General features: G+C 45.3%; 17 protein-coding genes. 15 read left to right on the plus strand and 2 right to left on the minus strand.

Going from position 1 to position 20,080, the window contains the following annotated elements; genetic code table 11:
• Positions 1-200: 200 nt before the first annotated feature.
• A complete protein-coding gene (locus tag ACN0RF_RS12685; protein ID WP_006956255.1) occupies positions 201-401 on the minus strand; it encodes a hypothetical protein in 201 nt (66 codons plus the stop codon).
• A gap of 75 nt (positions 402-476) precedes the next feature.
• Between ACN0RF_RS12685 and ACN0RF_RS12690 the strand changes: the two genes are divergently transcribed.
• From ACN0RF_RS12690 to ACN0RF_RS12730, 9 genes are all read left to right on the plus strand, one after another.
• Complete coding sequence (locus ACN0RF_RS12690) at positions 477-821, plus strand: hypothetical protein (protein ID WP_053954071.1); 345 nt, start codon at positions 477-479, stop codon at positions 819-821.
• Between the two features lie 66 nt (positions 822-887).
• Entirely contained in the window at positions 888-1,379 is a 492-nt protein-coding gene (locus ACN0RF_RS12695) for a DUF411 domain-containing protein (RefSeq protein ID WP_006956253.1), read from the plus strand.
• Between the two features lie 2 nt (positions 1,380-1,381).
• On the plus strand, positions 1,382-1,600 hold the full coding sequence (tatA, locus tag ACN0RF_RS12700; RefSeq protein WP_011234486.1) for a twin-arginine translocase TatA/TatE family subunit: 219 nt from the start codon (positions 1,382-1,384) through the stop codon (positions 1,598-1,600).
• A complete protein-coding gene (locus ACN0RF_RS12705) occupies positions 1,590-3,353 on the plus strand; it encodes a copper resistance system multicopper oxidase (RefSeq protein ID WP_417439316.1) in 1,764 nt (587 codons plus the stop codon). The genes tatA and ACN0RF_RS12705 overlap by 11 nt, the downstream gene beginning before the upstream one ends.
• 11 nt (positions 3,354-3,364) lie before the next feature.
• Positions 3,365-4,108, plus strand: a complete 744-nt coding sequence (locus ACN0RF_RS12710) for a copper resistance protein B (protein WP_053954067.1) — start codon at positions 3,365-3,367, stop codon at positions 4,106-4,108.
• Positions 4,109-4,134: 26 nt separating this feature from the next.
• Entirely contained in the window at positions 4,135-4,485 is a 351-nt protein-coding gene (locus ACN0RF_RS12715; RefSeq protein WP_011234483.1) for a copper resistance CopC family protein, read from the plus strand.
• Entirely contained in the window at positions 4,482-5,330 is an 849-nt protein-coding gene (locus ACN0RF_RS12720; protein ID WP_234972503.1) for a copper resistance D family protein, read from the plus strand. Before ACN0RF_RS12715 ends, ACN0RF_RS12720 begins: the two co-directional genes overlap by 4 nt.
• 17 nt (positions 5,331-5,347) lie before the next feature.
• On the plus strand, positions 5,348-5,782 hold the full coding sequence (locus ACN0RF_RS12725; protein ID WP_053954065.1) for a YybH family protein: 435 nt from the start codon (positions 5,348-5,350) through the stop codon (positions 5,780-5,782).
• Between the two features lie 21 nt (positions 5,783-5,803).
• The gene (locus tag ACN0RF_RS12730; RefSeq protein WP_092841993.1) at positions 5,804-7,114 is read left to right on the plus strand and encodes an APC family permease; all 1,311 of its coding nucleotides are present in this window, start codon (positions 5,804-5,806) and stop codon (positions 7,112-7,114) included.
• Between the two features lie 26 nt (positions 7,115-7,140).
• On the opposite strand, the gene ACN0RF_RS12735 is transcribed toward ACN0RF_RS12730, so the two are convergent.
• Positions 7,141-7,887: a MauE/DoxX family redox-associated membrane protein gene (locus ACN0RF_RS12735; RefSeq protein WP_126785264.1), complete on the minus strand. Its 747-nt coding sequence runs from the start codon at positions 7,885-7,887 to the stop codon at positions 7,141-7,143.
• Between the two features lie 388 nt (positions 7,888-8,275).
• Here ACN0RF_RS12735 and ACN0RF_RS12740 point away from each other — a divergent pair, with 388 nt between their 5' ends.
• The 6 genes from ACN0RF_RS12740 (at position 8,276) to ACN0RF_RS12765 (ending at position 20,020) form a co-directional block, all read left to right on the plus strand.
• Positions 8,276-10,981 carry a TonB-dependent receptor gene (locus ACN0RF_RS12740; RefSeq protein WP_417439317.1) on the plus strand — a complete coding sequence of 902 codons (2,706 nt, stop codon included), beginning with the start codon at positions 8,276-8,278 and terminating at the stop codon, positions 10,979-10,981.
• 69 nt (positions 10,982-11,050) lie between these two features.
• Complete coding sequence (locus ACN0RF_RS12745; protein ID WP_317498268.1) at positions 11,051-11,782, plus strand: PepSY domain-containing protein; 732 nt, start codon at positions 11,051-11,053, stop codon at positions 11,780-11,782.
• The gene (locus ACN0RF_RS12750) at positions 11,779-13,425 is read left to right on the plus strand and encodes a 2Fe-2S iron-sulfur cluster-binding protein (protein WP_110013665.1); all 1,647 of its coding nucleotides are present in this window, start codon (positions 11,779-11,781) and stop codon (positions 13,423-13,425) included. Before ACN0RF_RS12745 ends, ACN0RF_RS12750 begins: the two co-directional genes overlap by 4 nt.
• Positions 13,426-14,084: 659 nt before the next feature.
• The gene (locus tag ACN0RF_RS12755; protein ID WP_417439318.1) at positions 14,085-15,374 is read left to right on the plus strand and encodes a TolC family protein; all 1,290 of its coding nucleotides are present in this window, start codon (positions 14,085-14,087) and stop codon (positions 15,372-15,374) included.
• Between the two features lies 1 nt (position 15,375).
• Positions 15,376-16,902, plus strand: a complete 1,527-nt coding sequence (locus ACN0RF_RS12760; protein WP_053954059.1) for an efflux RND transporter periplasmic adaptor subunit — start codon at positions 15,376-15,378, stop codon at positions 16,900-16,902.
• The gene (locus tag ACN0RF_RS12765) at positions 16,895-20,020 is read left to right on the plus strand and encodes an efflux RND transporter permease subunit (RefSeq protein WP_417439319.1); all 3,126 of its coding nucleotides are present in this window, start codon (positions 16,895-16,897) and stop codon (positions 20,018-20,020) included. Before ACN0RF_RS12760 ends, ACN0RF_RS12765 begins: the two co-directional genes overlap by 8 nt.
• Positions 20,021-20,080 lie beyond the last annotated feature (60 nt).

Genomic DNA, 20,080 nt, shown 5'->3' on the forward strand with positions numbered 1-20,080 from the left:
TACAAGAAAACCATCGGTTACGGACTGCCGGACTTCGCAGAGGAACTCAACTACGGAGTCGATCTATCAACCATCTGAGGGTGGTATCAGATTGATGGGGTGAAGGTGCCCCATCAACCATTAAATCCGTATACCCATAAATTCGTGCTTCTGATCAGAGATGAAAAGCTATACTTGTTGCTTTGGTTAAAGTGAATTAGCTATTTATCAACATTTTTCCATGGGCCGAACGCTATAAAGTAAAGAAGAATGATATTTGCGATAGGGATAACAATCAGAAGACCCAATGGACCAGGGTAGCCAACTCGTTGGCAGATACGCCATGCGGGAACAATAAAAATAGCTCCCACAATCAGCATCCATAGAAAGCCCATACCTGCGAACATTTCGTGATTCATCATTATCTGCTCCTTATTTGACATGCGTTAAAATGACGTTAGACTGAAGTTTATTAAATTGCAAAAAGCAGGGTGCTCGTGCTAATTCGAATTCTGTTATTAATGACAGTGCTATTGGTGTCGATGTCGTTTTCGCAAACGGCAGAAGCTCACGCATGTCATGATAACAGCCAAATGCAGCACAGCATGATGTACGAAGCCGACACAAACGATTGCGAGCATGAGACGCAAAAGCACAACTCGTGCTGTGCTGACATGACCATTCGGCATTGCTCCGGCGGCTCGGTTTTATTTGTCGGACAGTCTTCTTCGGTTAATGCCGCTGCAGTTAACCTCTCTGCCAAAGTCGATGCGCCCATCGACACCTCAATTCGTGCTAAACACGCGTCTAATTTATTCCGTCCCCCAATAATTACCGCTTAATAAGTTACTAGAAATTTAACACACGCTCGGCGTGTTTCCTTAAAACTTATTAATCGGTGAATAATTATGTCTATCAAACGCAATATCGCTGTTTTGGCGATGCTGTTTTCCGTGTCTGTATCTGCAACCGATGTAGAAGAGCAGCAACTAACCGTTCTAAAAGATCCCAACTGCGGTTGCTGTGAAAAGTGGTTACAAGCTTTACCCGATAGCTTTAGTGTGTCCGTACAACATCCGAACAACCTGACCCAACGAAAACGTGACTCCGGTATTAGTGCCGAGGTCCAATCCTGTCATACCGCTATTTCTAGTAATGGCTATGTCTTTGAGGGTCACGTTCCTCCTACATTGGTTTCTCATTATTTAGCTGGGAAAAAGTCAGAAAATGGCATTGGATTAACTGTTCCTGGCATGCCGGTAGGGTCTGTTGGTATGGAAATGGGTACTCGGTTTCAACCGTATACGGTCTATGAAATCAAAAAGGACGGTTCAATTACACCTTATCAGCAGATAGCAAGTTTAGAGCAGCAGCAAGCACTCTCAAATGGAGGGCTTTAGCTATGGGATTTGGCGGCATGAGTATGGTTCAGTTAGGAGTTTTACTGGTTATTGTCATTCTTCTTTTTGGTAGCAAAAAGCTACGAACCCTGGGATCCGATCTTGGTAGTGCGATAAAAGGGTTTAAATCATCGATTACTGATGAACCGTCTGATAGGGAAAAGGACATTCAACGTCATCAAAATTTAACCTCAGAAGAGGAGCGTCATCATGAACAATGAGTTTAATAAAGGGCGTCGAAAATTCATTAAATCTGCATTTACTGTGGCGTCCGCGTTGGCAATTGCCAAAGTAGCCCCAACATGGGCAACACCTCAAGGGCGTAAATTTAAAGATCAAGTTTTGACGAAAGATGAAATTGATTTAACCATCGCGAAGTCTCCTTTGTTAGTAGGGAATAAGGTTGGCACACCTATAACGATTAACGGTCAAATGCCTGGTCCTCTAATTCGTTTGAAAGAAGGTCAACGAGCCAAGCTAAATGTGACCAATAGACTATCTGAAGACACGTCAATTCACTGGCACGGAATTATATTGCCCGAGAACATGGATGGCGTGCCTGGCGTATCTTTCGAAGGTATAAAGCCAGGACGAACGTTTAAGTACCGCTACGATGTCGAGCAAAACGGAACTTATTGGTATCACAGCCATTCCGGTTTGCAGGAGCAACTTGGACACCTGGGGCCGTTAGTGATTGAACCTAAAGACGGAGATATTGGTGCTGATCGGGAACATACCATTATTCTCAGCGACTGGACATTCGAAGATCCGGATACCGTTTTTCGTAATTTGAAAGTTGCGGAGGGGTACTATAACTATCAAAAACGTACGATATTTGAGACCTTCGAGGACGTGCGACAGCAAGGGTTAGAGAAAACCTGGAAGCAACGAGAAATGTGGGGGCAAATGCGAATGAGCCCCCGTGATATTGCGGATGTGACGGGCAGTACTTATACCTACCTGATGAATGGCCGCGATTCACAGATGAACTGGTCAGCATTGTTTAAGCCTGGTGAAAAAGTACGCCTGCGTATCATTAATGGTTCGGCAATGAGTTTCTTCGACGTAAGAATCCCTGGATTGGAGATGACGGTAGTGGCCGCTGACGGGCAGCCTGTGAAGCCAGTGCCAGTTGACGAGTTCCGCATTGGTGTGGCGGAAACCTACGATGTAATTGTCCAGCCTAAGCAAAACAAGCCTTACACTATTTATGCTGAGAGCTTTGATCGAAGTGGTTATGTCAGAGGTACATTAACGCCGGAACTTGGTCTTGAGGCTGAAGTGCCTGAACTACGGCAAGTTCCTGAGCGAGGCATGGCCGCTATGGGCATGGGAGCGATGGCGATGTCCGGTGATATGAAAGGCAATAGCATGAATATGAAGCATATGGGCGGCAATAACAGCCATATGACGCATAAAATGACACACAAAAAAGAGCTCCCGGTCGAAAACATTAAAATCAAACACCGTGAGTCCGGACATGGCGCCGGGGCGGCTATGATTGCTACAAACCCGGTAAGCCGTTTGCATGAACCCGGGATTGGATTGGAAGACGTTGATCATAAAGTCTTAGTGTATACCGACTTGGTCGGCGCGCATGAATGGCCGGATACGCGGGAGCCCGAACGACAGATAGAGCTGCACTTAACGGGTAATATGGAGCGTTACATGTGGTCTTTCGACGGGAAGAAGTTTACCGAAGTGGATGGCCCGGTTCAGTTTCATCATGGAGAACGACTGAGGTTGGTGATGGTAAACGATACGATGATGGACCACCCCATACACCTACACGGTATGTGGATGGAACTTGAAAACGGACAGTATCCACGCCCACGCAAACATACGATTAGCCTGAAGCCGAGCGAAAAAGTGTCGTTATTGATAACGGCAGACGCGCCGGGTAGTTGGGCGTTCCACTGTCACCTGTTGTATCACATGAAAGCGGGTATGTTCCGTGTGGTCAATGTCGCATAAGGAGGACAATTATGTACGGTAAATCATTATTAGTGGGTGCGGCGTTGTTGCCAGGTTTAGCAGTCGCCGGACATGCGAAAGAGGACTGGCCTGAACCCGTCAAAGAATATTACACCGGGCAAGTACTGTTCGATCGGTTGGAGTTAACGCGAACCAACGAGGAAGAGAACCTAGCCGTCTGGGACATGATGGCTTGGTATGGCGGTGACTATCACCGAGCTGTTTTCAAGAGTGAAGGGGAGAATGTTCAAGACGACGGTGAGCCCACTGACTTGGAAAGTGCCGAACTGCTGTATGGATACTTGGTGTCTCCGTTTTGGTCGTTTCAGGCCGGTATTGGTACGCGAGGTACCTTATCGTCGGACGCGTCTATGGAAAATTATGCTGTCGTGAGTTTTATGGGGTTGGCGCCCTATTGGTTCGAAATGGATAACTCGCTGATGGTGAATGAAGAAGGCGACGTCCAATTTGTTAGCGAAACTGAGTACGAGTGGCAGCTCACACAAACATCGTACTTACAGCCTCGCATTGAGTTTACAGCCAACCTGACAGATTCAGACAAATATGAACGGCAAAGTGGCTTGAGCAACTTGCGTGTGGGGTTGCGTTATCGTCACGAAATCAGTCGTGAGTTTGCACCCTACATTGGTGTTTATTGGAACGGCGCGTTAGGCAACACGGCAGATGAAATGAAACGAATGGGTGAGGACACCACAGAAACAGGCGTGGTCCTTGGGGCCAGAGTTTGGTTTTAATTGATAATAAACAAAGAGGAAACAACATGAAAAACATACTTAAGTTAGCCTTCGGTACCACGTTATTTTTTAGTGCATGGGCCAGCGCTCACGTCGGCCTAACATCCAGTAGCCCGGAGGACGGTGCGACTTTGTCCGAGTCACCAACGGAAATTACGATGAATTTTTCCGGTGATGTTCGTCTGGCTAAAATTATGCTGCACTCAGATGACGGTAAAATGCATCCGCTGGACTTTTCGATGAGCATGACTCCCAAAGCAGCGTACGAAATTGCTGTTAAAAACAATTTGGCGTCAGGTGGTTATACGGTTTATTGGACGGCAATGGGTGGGGACAGTCATAAAATATCGGGTGATTTTAGCTTTGAGGTGAAATGATGACCCTTTGGAGTGTGGCCAGCGTTTTAACGTTGGCCTTTATATTCTGGCTTAACGCGGTGATGACCGCCTCGCCTTATATCGTTTATTTGTCCGGTTTAAAAAAGCAGTCTGAACGAAAGAATAGCCTTGTTGCGTTGCTTCTATTACTGGCAAGCCTTCTGTATTTTTTTCTGAAAGTCGGTAGTTTTGCTGCTGAAGGCTTTGCCGGCATGATTGACACGACCTACATGCAGTTTATATGGACCGGCCCTGTTGGGTTGTTCATCCAACTTCAGATAGCGGTTGCTATTGCTTGGATTGTTTACTCCGTTGTTAAGCTAAAACGTATAAAGTGGGTGCTATATGTTGTCGCCATTGGACTCATGGGATGGAGCTTTTTAAGTATTGGTCACGGCAGTGACGCCGTCTGGTGGGGAAAGCTAGCGCTTTTAACACACTTGTTAGTCGCTTGGGTTTGGTTCGGCAGTCTTAACTCATTGCGAAAGCTGGCAACGTCGGTACCGCTTGCTAAAGCGAAAGCCATTATGGAGCGTTTTGGTGTGCATATGTCTGCAGCGGTTCCAATACTCCTTATTGCGGGCTTGGTTATGTATCGTAGTGCAACAGGGCGATGGATGCCAGAGCTGCCGCTTACGTCGTATGACACGGTACTACTAGCGAAACTTGTGTTTGTGGCGCTGATTCTCCTTGTTGCCGCATTGCATAAATTAAAGTTCGTACCGCAATTAAATGATAACGCGGCCGCCAAGCGACTCAAAAACTCCATAACGGCGGAAATGGTATTGGCTGTCACTATTTTTACCCTGGCCTCTGCGCTAAGCAGCGCGTTTTCCCCCGGTTAATGTAAGGAATAAGAAGAATGAAATTACTTGTGAGTGTTTTTATGGTTTCGGTAATGTTTATTTCAGCGCCCAGTAGCGCCGAGGAAGTATCTGAACCGACAGTTGTGCTTGATAGGTTTCGAACGGCTTTGACTGAAGGTGACACGGAAGTCGTTAAAGATGTGCTTTCCAATGATGTGTTTATCTTTGAAGGTGGTGGTGTTGAACGATCCTTGGCCGAGTACAGTGCTCATCACCTTAAGTCAGATATTAAGTTTAGCCAGGCGGTTCCTTCACAGTTGCTTGAAAGGACAGTACAAGAAGCCGATGGCCTTGCTGTGATCACTTCTCGGTATAGCGTTTCCGGGGAGTATAACGGGCGTGAGGTTGATTTAACGATGAATGAAACCGTAACCGTATCAAATACGACTGAGTCTGGCTGGAAAATTATCCGGATCCATTGGTCCAACTGAGTTCAATCACAGGAGCTGATTATGGCAGAACACGATCATGAACACGGACATCAGGATTATCAGAAAAGCAGCCTGAGTCTTTGGGGGGCGGTGTCGCTGGGGACTGGTGTGATGATTGGCGCTGGTATTTTTGCACTGACCGGACAAGTTGCTCAGCTGGCAAGAGAGTGGTTTGTCCTGGCGTTTGTGTGCGGCGGTATCATTGCCGGCTTTAGCGCTTACTCTTACGTTAAGTTGGCGAAAGCCTATCCGTCAGCGGGCGGTATTGCGATGTTCCTCAGTAAAGCTTATGGAAAAGGAAGTGTGACGGCGATATTCGCACTCTTGATGTACTTTTCTATGGTGATTAATGAAAGTTTAGTCGCTCGGACATTTGCGTCTTATACCAGCCAGTTAATTTCTTTTGAAGCGCAGTGGCTTATCCCTTTGTTGGCGGTGGGTTTGCTGGTCTTTGCGTTTTTTATCAATATTTTGAGTAATCAGTTTATTCAAACGTTCTCGTTTTTTATGGCCTTTGTTAAGACTTTAGGGTTGGTCATTTTAGCGGCTGGTGGTTTGTGGGCCTCAGGCATTCAGTTTGAATCGATATCGGCTATTCCAGAAGAAGCTACGGGTGGCGGTATTTTAGCGGGGATTGCTTTAAGCATACTTGCGTACAAAGGGTTTACAACAATAACCAATAGTGGCGGTGAAATTGTTGAGCCTAAGAGAAATGTCGGGCGTGCCATTATTATTTCGCTGATTATCTGCGCGTTAATATACGTTCTGGTCACTCTGGCGGTTGGCTCGAGCCTGTCCATAGATGAGATTGTGAAAGCGAAAGACTACGCGCTTGCTGAAGCAGCCAGACCCGTCTATGGCGAGACCGGACTATGGGTGACGGTCGCTTTTGCAATTGTAGCAACGGTATCAGGAGTGATTGCCAGCGCGTTTGCCGTTTCAAGAATGTTAGCCATGTTGACCAATATGAAGCTTGTTCCACACAGTCATTTTGGCATGCCAGGTTCCATTCAGAAGCATACGCTGGTTTACACCATTGTTATGGCTATGATCTTAGCGGCATTCTTCGATTTGAGTCGAATTGCGTCACTGGGCGCTATTTTTTATATCGTGATGGACATTGCGATCCACTGGGGCGTATTACGGCATCTAAGGCAAAAGGTGAATGCCAATATTTACATACTTGTCAGCGCAATCACGCTAGACGTCATCGTTTTAGTCGCTTTTATATGGGTGAAATGGACGAGCGATCCGCTGGTGATTTGGGCGTCTCTTATCGGTATGGCATTGATTGCCGCTGGTGAGATTTTGTTTTTACGTAAAAAGCGTTAAGAAAAAGAGCGCATAGCGCTCTTTTTCTAGTTCATTGTAAAAAACATCCAGACAGCCATAGCGACCATCATGAGGTTTTCAGTGAGCGAAATGAAGCCTAACGGCACATTACTGGAGCCACCGACACAGGCACATTTTAGCTCGCGTTTGTCGACATAAACGGCTTTAAACACCGATATAGAGCCTACGATGCCGATGAATAATGCGACGGGTATGGATATGACATGGGCGAATTCGGCTGCCATTAACAGACCCGCCAAGCCTTCGGCATAGGGATAAATACGGCCATAAGGCACCCATTTTTTGGCGAGAAGATCGTAATTGAGAAACATGGTAGAGAACTTCTCTACGTCCTGGAGTTTGAGCAAGGCCAGAACCACCATAGAGAAACTGATGAACCACTCGATGGTTTGTACGGTAAATACGCGACCAAAAGACAACCACGACGTGGCTACAGAGAGGAGTGCCGTCATAGTAAATAATGCAATAACGGGTCGGTAACTGGTTGCGTCAGGGTCAGGAAGAGGCTTTCCAAGAAAGGCTCGAACCTCCTCGTACCCACCGATACGTTTATCACCAATAAACACTTGTGGAGTGGTATCGACGTCGTGCTTTTCCTTGAATTTGTCGGTTTTTTGACGACTCTCTAACAGATTGTCGTCTACTTCGAAGCCATTGGCTTTAAGTAAGTGCCGGGTTTTTAGCCCAAAAGGGCACTGGTGATCAGGCGTTGACATTCTGTAAAGCGTAGCTTTTTGAGTTGACTGACTCATAGCCAAGTTCCTTACGTAAAAGTTATGTATTCATGTACGCATTATAGTCGGCAAAAGATTAAAAGCATCAATAATCAGAAGAGGGTAAAAATTCATTAAAAATGAAAAATTATTTTTATTTTGAAAAAAGTGGACAACTTTTTTTATTGCTTTTCTAGCTATCTTGAAGAGCTTATTTTAAAAGATTATTGATACATGAGGATAACTTAAAGTTGAATATACAACCTCTATAAGCTTTGCTATTAAAGGGTTTTTTATACAACTTTAATCGTTTTTAGCTTGACTAAAATCCTAAGGTTTCTATTCTGAAGGTTGTATAAACAACTTAGATGGCAGTACGAAGTCTAATCGGAAAGTAAAATAATTATAATTTAATCGAGGTGACAAAATGCAAAAGTTACTTAAGTCTGCTGTCGCTATAGGCGTATCTGCGGCACTCTTTAATACAACAACCGTTTGGGCTCAGTCAGGGCCTGGTGATACTGAAGCCGAAAACGTTGAGAAAATCACGGTGACCGGTTCGCGAATTCAGCGAATCGAAGCCGAAAGTGCTGCTCCTGTTCAGGTTTTTACGGCGGAAGATATTGAAGTATCGGGAATGACCTCGGTAGAAATGATTTTACAGAGAATGTCAGCCTCCGCTGGTTTTGCTGGCAGTCAGAGCAATGCTTATTGGACAGGTAATGGCTATGGTACCGCTCAAGTTAATTTGCGTGGACTGGGCATTAACCGAACACTTGTGCTTCTGAATGGCCGCCGTGTTGTAAATGGTGGGACCGGTGCTAATAGTTCAGTCGACTTAAATATGATACCTGTCGAAATGATCCAACGTATCGAAGTACTGAAAGACGGCGCTTCAGCGATATACGGTGCGGATGCTGTAGCAGGTGTGGTCAACATCATCACTCGTAAAAGTTATGACGGCTTTACTATAGAAGGGCGCTTGGGCTCGACAGATGACGGTGAGGGCCAAGATCGTAAAGTTAACATGATCTTTGGCGCCAGCAGCGACAAAGGTCGCATAATGGCGACTCTAGGCTACCGTTCTTCCGATGAGGTCAATATGGCTGATCAAGCCGGCTGTGCTTTGAGTGAAATAACACCCGGTCAATTAGATTGTATTGGAAGTTCAAGTACCATTGGAGGCCGTGCAACGATATTAACGGGACCAAATGCAGGTGATAGGATCAACTTCAGCCAAGACGCTGACGGCGATGGGGACTTTTACGAACCGTACAGCTCAGAGAAGCACAATTCTGCATCTTTTCCCTACTTGAACTCGGTCAACCCGATCACTAACTGGAATTTCTCTGTTTTCGGTGATTACCAACTTTCGTCAGATACGACGGCATTTACCGAAGTTTTATACAACAACCGCACGTCAGACCAATTGGCTACGCCCGGAACTATAAGAGGTATTGAGTTTGATGCCAGTCACCCAACAAACCCAACGGGCGAAACAATTCGACTTGAGGGCCGTCGCTTACTAGAAGGCGGAACAAGAAGCTTTTTCCAAGACGTTAATACGTTCAGAACGGTCGTAGGATTGAGCGGTGTTGTTGGCGCTGGCTGGAATTGGGAAGTTGCTTATAACTATGGCCGTAATACAGCCATTGACGGTATGACCAATATCGTCAATATGCAGCGTTTATCTGCAGGTTTAGACCCAAGCACTTGCGGATCCAATGGTATTCCCTGTATTGACTTGTTGGGTTACGGAGACCTATCTCAAGATGCTTTGGACTACATTATGTTTCGGACGACTGATAATGGTGGTAATGAGCAGCGTTCATTAACAGCAAATATTTCCGGCGATCTATTCGAAATGCCGTCTGGGTGGGTTCCTGTCGCTTTTGGTGTCGAACACCGAAAAGAAAAAGGATGGCGTAATCCTGACTCGTCAATTGTCGCCGGTATCATGAATACCAATCAGGCTGACCCAATAGAAGGAAGTTATACGGTCGATGAAGTTTATGCTGAAACGTCCTTGCCTTTGTTGGCTGATTTACCATTGGTTCAGTCATTGAATTTGGATTTAGCGTATCGTTACAGTGACTATGACACCTTCGGTAGTGATGGAAATTACAAGGCGAGTGTTCATTGGCGTGTATCGGATGCTTTGAAAGTGCGTGCGACTCAGTCAACAGCTTTTCGTATTCCAAATATACCTGAACTCTTTGGTGGTGTTGCCGAAGGGAACTTGACCACAACGGATCCGTGTGACGGATGGGACCAAACTGGCGCGAACCCGACTGTGGCGGCAAACTGCCAAGCAGATGGCGTTCCTGCAGGGTATCAACAGTTTGGTGCGACGGTGCTTACTACTGTTGGCGGGAATCCCGATTTAAAGCCGGAAGACGCAGATACTTTCACTGCTGGGTTTGTATGGGATATCGGTTCGGCTGACAATTTACAATTGACGGTTGATTATTACGATATCGATATTGAGAATGCTATCCAAAGAATTCCTGGATCGACGAAGTTATCCGTCTGCTATAACTCAGAAAATTTATCGCATCCATTTTGCAGCCCTGAACACTTTACGAGAGACTCATTAACGGGCGATATTGACTTTTTGTCTGCTCAGCCCACCAATGCCGCAACTGAAAATGTGTCAGGTATCGACACCGCACTATTTTACAACACGGATCTATTGGGCTGGAAAAGTGACTTTAGTTGGAATGTCAGTTACTTAAATGAATACACATTTGCACCTTTCGTTGGAGCAGACGAAATTGAGTATGCCGGATATATTACCGGCGGTAGAGGGAGCTATACGCATTGGCGCTCAAATGCTTCAGGAACCTTTACGAAACAGGATTGGCGCATACATTATTCAGTGCAATATATAGGGGCTGCTGACGACATTAATGCCGCTCCAGAAGATATTGGAGCCCGCGCACCGAGCGTCTTTTACCATAATATTCAAGGCACTTATTTCATAAATTCCGATTTGAGTGTGACGGGTGGCGTTAATAATCTTTTCGACAAAGAGCCGCCTTATATTCAAAGCTGGACGGACGCAAATACTGACACTATGACTTACGACTTATTAGGTCGTCAGTTGTACTTGAAGGTACGTTACAGCTTTTGATTAGTGAACTGGCTGTCGCTTTTCCCTGGGAGCGGCAGCCTTTTTATATGAAATTTGAGGTAGGACGACATGTCGGAAAAAAAACGTTCGAGTCAATGGAGAGTCTGGCACCGCTGGTTATCTTTGGTTTTTGGCTTGCAAATGGTCATTTGGACAATAAGTGGTGCTTACATGGTGTTCTTCGACTTGGATTATATTCACGGAGATCACTTAGTTCAGGATGTTAGTCAGCCTTTACCTGAAGGTACTGAGGTATCAGATTTAGATAAGTTATTAACGCGTTATCCTGAAGCTGAAAAAGCCTCACTAGAGGCTCGCAGACTAGATGGTAAGCTACAGCCAGTATACAAGTTAAAAAGTGATAAAGGTGAGTTTTTGGTTAATGCAAAATCGTTAGAGCGCATTGAAATAACTCAGCATCATATTGAAGACTTGGCCAACCGATACTACGCACAAGAGAGTGCAGATATTGAATCCGTTGTTTATATGACGGATAACCCACCAACTGAAATTAGTGAAACTTTGTTGCCAGTATGGCAAGTGAACTACGATGACTTTGGTAATACCAGCCTTTACTTGTCTGAAACAACGGGTGATTTGCTCGTAAAACGACACACTTTCTGGCGTGGTTTCGACATTGTCTGGATGCTACACATAATGGACTACGATGAACGTGTGGATATAGAAACGTGGTGGTTAAAAGCCTTTATTATCGGTACATTTATTTTAATGATAACGGGCATTGTTTTGCTCCTTTATACCATAACGTTTAAAAGAAGACCGATCGGAGGTGCCCAATGATAAGGTTTATACAATGGCTTCATCGTTGGGTGAGTTTAATTTTAGTTATTCAGGTCGCTTTGTGGCTAGTGAGTGGTTTCTTTTTCAGTATAACTGGCCATCATGGAATGTCGGGTCATCAATACATGGTCTCCGAAAACTCTAAGCCGCCGCTTAAAAAATTAGCAACTCAGGTCGACTTTACTGAAATGTACCAAAGGTTTCCATCAGCACATTTAATTGAACTGGTAAGTGTTGCTGGGGTTGGTCAGTATCAAGTGACATTGGCAGATGGAAATGTCCTGTATTTCAACGCTAACACAAACGAAAACTGGTCTACCGGTGAGGCTTTGGCAACCCAATTAGCGCTCAGTAGCTATAATGGTCCGGGTCACGTCGAAGCGGTTGAAAGAGTCATGGGAAGCGATGAAGTGAATGGCTGGGAAGCTTCGGGGTTTCGCATTGATATTAAAGATGATCTTAATACTCGGATATACATCGATGAAGCCTCATCTCAGGTAGTGGAGCATCGCAATACACCATGGACAATAGCTGACTGGGCATTTCGTCTGCATTTTATGGATTACACTGGTGGCCGAAGCTTTAATCATTTATTGATTTGGAGTGCCGGGTTATTCGCTCTTTGGTTTTCGTTATCCGGGCTAATTCTTTTAGGCCGAAATATTACTAACGGTGACTTTAATCCAAATCGGAAAAAAACATGGCTAGAATACTTTCAACAGAAAGGGAAACCAATTGCCAGCAGCTGTGGTGGAGGTGGAACTTGTGGATTATGTAAAGTAACACTACAAGGCAGCGATATACCTAGTCCTAAAGCCGCTGAAAAAGCGTTATTGAGCGCCAATGAATTAGACGCGGGGATGCGGTTATCTTGCCAACACAGAACCTCAACAAATTATGAAGTAAAGTTACATAATGAGGGGGTTAGTGATATAGCTTTAACACTCGATTCAAAGCGTCAACTGACTCCATCCATTATGGAGCTTACCTTTGTGAGTTCAGAGCCCGTTAATTATGAAGCCGGGCAGTTTATGCAGTTTCGTATTCCACACTTAAACGAAATATTGTCACGACATTACTCTGTTGCTACGCGGCCTCACCCGACTCGATTTGTGTTTAACGTACGACAACTGCCCTCGCCAAGTGAAGGGGTGCCCCCAGGCATCGGTTCAAACTACTTGTGTAATTTAGAGCCTGGCGCTCATGTCGATGCTATTGGACCATTTGGTGACTTTCAGCTGACGAAACAAAATAATCACACGCAAGTCTTTATCGGAGGCGGCGCGGGTATTGCACCGTTGAGAGCGTTAATACAAAGTGAGTTAGCAGCAGGCTCTCCTCGTCGCTGTATCTTTTTTTACGGCGCACGATATGAAAAAGAGCTCTGTTATAGGGATGAGTTCGAAAGAGATGAGCGGTTAAATTATATACCGGTACTTTCAGAGGTTGCTAAATCAGATGCGTGGGCCGGGCACACTGGCTTTGTGCACGAAACTGCAATGAAATGGTTGGCAGATGAAAACAAAGACACATTGGACGTTTACGTGTGTGGTCCTCCACCAATGCTGAAAGCGACGTTAGAGTCTCTTGCTGACTTTGGCGTTCCGCGAGAACAAGTAAGGTTCGATGACTTTGGTATTTAGAGCTTGAAAGCGCCTGAGTTAGCAATAAATCTGGGTGGTGATGTAGAAGTCGTATCACCACCTGGGTTGACTACCTCGTTATGGGTACTTCCTTTAATTGATTGATCTTTATCAGCCAAAAGAGATACACTTCAAGCATGTTTTTACAGTAAAGCTTCGCATGTATCGTTTAATCATTGCCCTACTGCTATTAGCAGTAACAACAATGTCATTTTCACAAACTATCAGTACGGAAAAGGCATGTATGCACGATCCTACTGAGCAAGTTTGCGATCTTGCAGATTGCGAAGTGTCACATTCTCTTACCGATAACTGTTGCTCTGATTCAATGATGCGTCATTGTTACAGCCCGTCAATTACTGTCGTTTATTCTGAGCAATCCACCGTTCCGCCTATTGAGAAGCTGGTTTTTAACGCTTCCTCATTCTTAGATACGAATATTAAAGAAAAGCATTCTCTCTCGCTTTTTCGCCCCCCAATCCACTCTTAAAAATACGAAATTTCTCGCTCCTGGCGCGTTTATCGTCCAGGTAAAAGCACAGCTATAAGCTTTGGTTCGGTCATTGTCGTTACGACGTCGTTCGTCGTCCTCGTTACGGTCCGACTCATAACTTGGTCTGTGTTTAATTTAAAAATTCACAGTTTTTGAGAGTAACAATATGAAACTTTTAAGAAGAATGGCTTATTTAAGTGTTCTGACTGTAGTGGTGCCAAATGTCGTTAATGCACAAGAGCCGCTTTTGAATTTGCAAGAAGCAGTGAGTATCGCTGTACAAGAAGATCCTTGGTTAACGGCAAGTAAGCAAACCCAAGAAGCATTCGCGAGTGAAGCAATAGCCTCTTCCAGTTTGCCTGACCCTAAAATATCGCTCACGGCTGCCAGTTTCCCGGTTGACAGTTTTAGTTCAAGACAGGAAGGAATGACCCAGTTAGTCGTCGGTGTTTCACAAACATTTCCCAGAGGAGACACATTATCGTTGTCTCGTAAGCAGAAAAACCAATTAGCTCAAAAACAACCGTTTTTGAGAGCGGATCGTATTGCAAAGGTCAAAACAACGGTCACGAAGTTGTGGTTAGATGTTTTTTTCTCTCAGCAAAGTATTCGCTTGATTGAATCGGATAGAGCGCTTTTTGAACAGTTAGTGTCGACGGCTAAGGCGAGTTATACCAGTACCGAGGGAAAAGCACGGCAGCAAGATGTTATTAGAGCCCAACTTGAGCTTACACGCCTGGATGATAGGTTGACGTCACTGCGACAAAAAGAGGAGCGACTTCAAAGCGAATTGTCGGAATGGATAGGTGTTATAGCGAAATCAACGTTACCGGATGACCTTCCGAGTCTTACGCTGAAGAAGACATTGCTATCACCTTCGACAATACCGAAACAAGCCTTGTACGAATTAATAAAAGGGCACCCGGTTTTGCAAGCGACCGATCAAGACATTTTGGCGTCGGAGACGTCTGTCGAGCTCGCTCAGCAAGGTTATAAACCGCAATGGTCAGCCAATCTGAAATATGGCCATAGAAACGACGATCCAAGCGGCAATGACCGTGCCAACTTGCTGTCAGCCGGGGTTACGTTCGATGTCCCTTTATTTACTGATAACAAACAGGATAAGCAGGTACGCTCAGCAAAGTTTAGAACGGAAGCGAAAAAAACTGAGAAGTTATTGGTTGCCAGGCAGTTAATAGCCAATTTACGCAGTACGTTTTTACAACTGAACCGTTTGAATGAACGTGCTGCCCTATATCACGAAGAGCTACTTCCACAAATGTCCGCCCAGTCTGAAGCCGCATTGACTGCCTACAACAATGATGATGGCGACTTTGCCGAGGCGGTACGGTCACAGATTGCGGAAGTCAACGCAAAAATTGATGCATTAGCAATCGCCATGAACCGCCAAAAATTGATTGCCGAAGCAAACTACTTATTACTTTCAGGAGTGTAAAATGAAAACAGTCACCAAATCTCTTATAAGTTTAGCTGTAGGCTTTGCAGTTGGCGCTGGCGCTATTGGCTATGTAATGCAATCGACTGAAGTGTCTGATCGTTCATCGGGCAATGCAGAAAAAGAGCCGTTATATTGGGTGGCTCCGATGGATCCCAATTATCGCCGAGACAAACCAGGAAAGTCTCCAATGGGGATGGACCTTATTCCTTACTATGGCGATGATGCAGAAGAGAGTTCACCTGGTACGGTGAGAATTGATCCCGACGTTATTAATAACCTTGGGGTTACAACTGCAACCGTCACGTCCTCGAGACTCAACCTAGATATCGAAACAGTTGGCTATGTTCAGTTTGATGAGGACCGAGTATTAACAGTAAGTCCTCGTGTTGAAGGTTGGATTGAAAACCTTTTTGTAAAAGCGGTCGGTAACTCTGTTAAAGCAGGCCAACCGTTATACAGTATTTACTCACCGGAAATGGTTAATGCTCAAGAGGAGCTTGTACTAGCCTCGCAGCGAGGTAATCAGGTTCTACTAGATGCTGCTGAAGAACGCTTAAGAGCTCTGCAAGTCTCTGAATCTGAGATTAAGAAGTTAAAAGAAACTCGTAAAATTCAGAAAACAATCACGGTAAAAGCAAAGCAGTCCGGGGTATTGGATAGACTGACTGTGCGTGAAGGTGCGTTTGTAACGCCGAGTATGAATTTAATGACCATTGCTCAACTGGATAAAATTTGGGTTATTGCAGAAGTCTTTGAGCGGCAATTGAACCAGGTTGAGGTAGGCAATGACGTTCAAATGAACCTTGAGTATGCTCCAGGTAAAGAGTGGCAAGGAAAGGTTGATTATGTCTATCCGTCACTTAACCCTAAAACTCGGACGGGACAAGTTCGAATTCACTTCGACAACCCTGATGGTTTTTTAAAACCGGGCATGTTTGCGAATCTTAACATTAAGGCTGGTTTAGGCGACAAAAACTTAATCATCCCTAAAGAAGCGCTTATCCGAATGGGTGGTTCGAACCGAGTTGTACTGGCACTGGGTGATGGGAAATTTAAATCAGTTAATGTTGACGTTGGGCGGTTAGGGAGCTCGCGAGTTGAAATTTTATCGGGTCTTATGGCAGGTGATGACATCGTTACTTCAGCTCAGTTTTTGATTGATTCTGAGTCCAGTAAATCCTCTGACTTTAAGCGCATGCAACATGACACTGATGCTGATAACGAGAGCCATGGCAGTATGTCAAGTGACGCAGCAGCTCAAGCTGTCTGGGTTGAAGCAACCGTTAAAAATGTTATGCCTCAGCACTCGATGGTTACGCTGGAGCACGGTGAGATTTCTGAATGGGACTGGCCTGCAATGACGATGGACTTCGATGTTGCTTCGGATGTTGAACTTTCTCAGCTTAGCACGGGGTTATCCTTGCATGCGGAAATAACGCAAGTCGGGAAGCAACAGTACCAGCTCACATCGATTCATATTCCTGAGCAAAAACAAGTGACAGAGCAGGAGCATAACCATGATTAAGTCAGTCATTCGATGGTCAGTGAGTAACCGTTTTTTCGTTCTTCTGGCGACATTAATCCTCGTGGGTGTTGGTGCTTTTGCGGTTAAGAATACGCCCGTAGACGCACTGCCGGACTTGTCGGATGTCCAGGTGATCATTAAAACCAGCTATCCGGGTCAAGCGCCGCAGGTGGTAGAAGATCAAGTAACCTATCCATTAACAACCGCTATGTTGTCTGTCCCCGGCGCTAAAACCGTCCGTGGATATTCGTTTTTCGGCGACTCCTATGTGTATGTCATTTTTGACGAAGATACAGACGCTTACTGGGCGCGTTCGCGAGTACTGGAATATTTGTCTCAGGTTGCTCCGACACTGCCTTCTAATGCAAGACCGCAATTAGGCCCTGATGCAACAGGGGTTGGTTGGGTGTATTTGTATGCCTTGGTTGATCGTACGGGTAACCACAATTTGAGTGAGTTACGCAGTATGCAGGATTGGTTTTTAAAGTATGAACTGCAAACGGTCGAGGGGGTTTCGGAAGTTGCCGCCCTCGGCGGGATGGTAAAGCAGTACCAGGTGAAAGTGGATCCGGAGAAGCTGCGCGCATTCGATATTCCTCTTGCTCACATACAAAATGCTATCCAGCGAGGTAATCAGGAAGTGGGGGCGTCGGTGGTTGAAATGGCGGAAGCTGAGTATATGGTCCGGGCCTCAGGCTATATTGATGGTGTGTCAGACTTAGAGAGTATCCCGCTTGGCGTTGATGAAAATGGCACGCCATTATTGCTTAAAGACGTTGCTGATGTGGGTGTGGGCCCCCAAATGAGACGCGGTATCGCCGAACTCAACGGTGAGGGAGAAGCCGTGGGTGGTATTGTGGTAATGCGTTTCGGAGAAAATGCCCAAAAAACGATTGATGGCGTTAAACAAAAGTTGGAAGAATTAAAGTCTGGGCTACCAGAAGGTGTCGATATAGTCACTGTCTATGATCGTTCGGGGCTTATCTCGGATGCCGTGGAAAGTCTCTGGAAAAGTTTAATAGAAGAACTCGCTATTGTCGCGTTTATCTGTGTGATATTTCTCTTCCATGTCCGCTCCTCGCTGGTTGCCGTTATCAGCTTGCCTTTGGGTATTTTAACCGCGTTTATTGTCATGTATTGGCAAGGAATTAACGCGAATATTATGTCACTTGGAGGGATCGCAATCGCTATTGGCGCTATGCTCGATGGTGCCATCGTCATGATTGAAAATATGCATAAGCATATGGAAAAAACGCCACTGACAGCAGAGAACCGCTGGCGGGTGGTTGCCGCCTCTGCTTCAGAGGTGGGCCCTGCTCTTTTCTTTAGCTTGCTCATTATTACCGTCAGCTTTATGCCGGTATTTACCTTAGAAGCCCAGGAAGGGCGGATGTTTTCTCCGCTTGCTTTCACGAAAACTTACGCAATGGCAGCCAGTGCAGCCTTAGCGGTTACCGTTATCCCCGTGTTGATGGGATATTTTATCAGAGGAAAGGTAACACCTGAGGGGAAAAACCCGCTTAATCGGTTATTGATCGCCGGGTATAAACCGCTTTTAAAAGGCATTTTGAAATACCCCAAGACAGCAGTTGTCGGAGCGCTTGTTATCCTGGCCGTTGGTGTCTGGCCGATTGACAAAATTGGTAGTGAATTTATTCCAGATTTGGATGAGGGCGATTTGATGTATATGCCCACTACCTATCCCGGATTATCAATTGGTAAAGCAAGGGAGCTGTTGCAGCAAACCGACAAGCTCATAAAAACGGTACCGGAAGTGAAGACGGTTTTTGGCAAAATTGGTCGAGCGGATACCGCCACTGATCCGGCACCCCTAACGATGATTGAAACCTTTATTCAACTGAAACCGAAAGATCAGTGGAGAGACGGTATGACCACTGAGAAGTTGAAAAAAGAACTGGATGCGCTTGTAAAGTTTCCGGGGCTGACCAATGCGTGGGTTTACCCCATTAAAACTCGCATTGATATGCTATCGACAGGTATCAAAACGCCGGTAGGTATAAAAGTTGCCGGAGCCGATCTTAATGAAATTCAGAGGATAGGGCAGCAGCTTGAAGCAATACTTGATGATGTCGATGGTACGGCTTCTGTTTATTCAGAGCGAGTGGCAGGTGGACGCTATGTCAAAGTTGACATAGAAAGAGAGCAGGCTGCACGTTATGGCTTGAACATTGAGGATGTGCAGCAGGTCGTTGCCACGGCTATTGGTGGAATGAATGTTTCAGAGACCATTGAAGGGCTTGAACGTTACCCAATAAACTTGCGCTACCCTCAAGATTACCGTGATTCGCCGGAAGAATTAAAGAAGCTACCTTTAGTTACGCCAAACGGGCAGCGTATTAGTTTGGCGGATGTGGCTGATGTCTACGTTGAACTTGGACCGCCGGCAATTAAAAGCGAAAACGCAAGACTTAATGGCTGGACTTTTGTCGACATTGAGGGAGTTGATGTCGGCACTTATGTTGAAAAAGCAATGAAGGTTGTAGAACAAGAACTCGAGTTGCCAGCAGGGTATTCAGTTACCTGGTCCGGGCAGTACGAATATATGGAAAGGGCAAAGGAAAAACTGACTTACGTGATTCCGTTAACGCTCGCGATTATTATCGTTCTTTTATATATGAACTTTCGAAACGCTACAGAAATAGCCATTATATTGGGAACTTTGCCTCTCGCATTGGTGGGGTCAATCTGGCTAATGTATCTTTTAGATTATAATTTCTCAGTTGCTGTAGCGGTTGGTTTTATAGCTCTAGCAGGTGTCACTGTAGAAATAGGAATACTAATGCTGACTTACCTAAACCAGTCCTATAATGAATATGAAAAAAGTCAGTTAGAGCATGGTAAAGCATTAACGAAAGACGGTCTCTCTCTTGCCGTAATGGAAGGGGCTGGACTTCGTGTTCGCCCCGTCATGATGACGGCCGTTTCTACAATTGCTGGTTTATTGCCTATAATGTTTAGTACAGGGACTGGGGCTGAAGTGGTTAGTAGAATAGCGGCGCCAATGGTTGGAGGAATGATCAGCGCTGTTATCTTAACCTTGCTCGTATTACCTGCTGTTTACTATTTGTGGCGAAAGAAAGACGTTAAGGTTAGATGATACCTTACTCTGTGAATATCACCTGCACACCTTTGATCTCGATCAATGATGTGCAGGGGG

The sequence above is a fragment of the Idiomarina sp. genome (assembly GCF_048260185.1).
Lineage (GTDB): Bacteria > Pseudomonadota > Gammaproteobacteria > Enterobacterales > Alteromonadaceae > Idiomarina.

Coding starts and splice junctions, on each gene's coding strand:
- ACN0RF_RS12755 (WP_417439318.1), top strand. CDS start 14,085: ATGAAACTTTTAAGAAGAATGGCTTATTTAAGTGTTCTGACTGTAGTG.
- ACN0RF_RS12750 (WP_110013665.1), top strand. CDS start 11,779: ATGATAAGGTTTATACAATGGCTTCATCGTTGGGTGAGTTTAATTTTA.
- ACN0RF_RS12765 (WP_417439319.1), top strand. CDS start 16,895: ATGATTAAGTCAGTCATTCGATGGTCAGTGAGTAACCGTTTTTTCGTT.
- ACN0RF_RS12740 (WP_417439317.1), top strand. CDS start 8,276: ATGCAAAAGTTACTTAAGTCTGCTGTCGCTATAGGCGTATCTGCGGCA.
- ACN0RF_RS12735 (WP_126785264.1), bottom strand. CDS start 7,887: ATGAGTCAGTCAACTCAAAAAGCTACGCTTTACAGAATGTCAACGCCT.
- ACN0RF_RS12720 (WP_234972503.1), top strand. CDS start 4,482: ATGATGACCCTTTGGAGTGTGGCCAGCGTTTTAACGTTGGCCTTTATA.
- ACN0RF_RS12710 (WP_053954067.1), top strand. CDS start 3,365: ATGTACGGTAAATCATTATTAGTGGGTGCGGCGTTGTTGCCAGGTTTA.
- ACN0RF_RS12685 (WP_006956255.1), bottom strand. CDS start 401: ATGATGAATCACGAAATGTTCGCAGGTATGGGCTTTCTATGGATGCTG.
- ACN0RF_RS12745 (WP_317498268.1), top strand. CDS start 11,051: ATGTCGGAAAAAAAACGTTCGAGTCAATGGAGAGTCTGGCACCGCTGG.
- ACN0RF_RS12715 (WP_011234483.1), top strand. CDS start 4,135: ATGAAAAACATACTTAAGTTAGCCTTCGGTACCACGTTATTTTTTAGT.
- ACN0RF_RS12760 (WP_053954059.1), top strand. CDS start 15,376: ATGAAAACAGTCACCAAATCTCTTATAAGTTTAGCTGTAGGCTTTGCA.
- ACN0RF_RS12705 (WP_417439316.1), top strand. CDS start 1,590: ATGAACAATGAGTTTAATAAAGGGCGTCGAAAATTCATTAAATCTGCA.
- tatA (WP_011234486.1), top strand. CDS start 1,382: ATGGGATTTGGCGGCATGAGTATGGTTCAGTTAGGAGTTTTACTGGTT.
- ACN0RF_RS12695 (WP_006956253.1), top strand. CDS start 888: ATGTCTATCAAACGCAATATCGCTGTTTTGGCGATGCTGTTTTCCGTG.
- ACN0RF_RS12725 (WP_053954065.1), top strand. CDS start 5,348: ATGAAATTACTTGTGAGTGTTTTTATGGTTTCGGTAATGTTTATTTCA.
- ACN0RF_RS12730 (WP_092841993.1), top strand. CDS start 5,804: ATGGCAGAACACGATCATGAACACGGACATCAGGATTATCAGAAAAGC.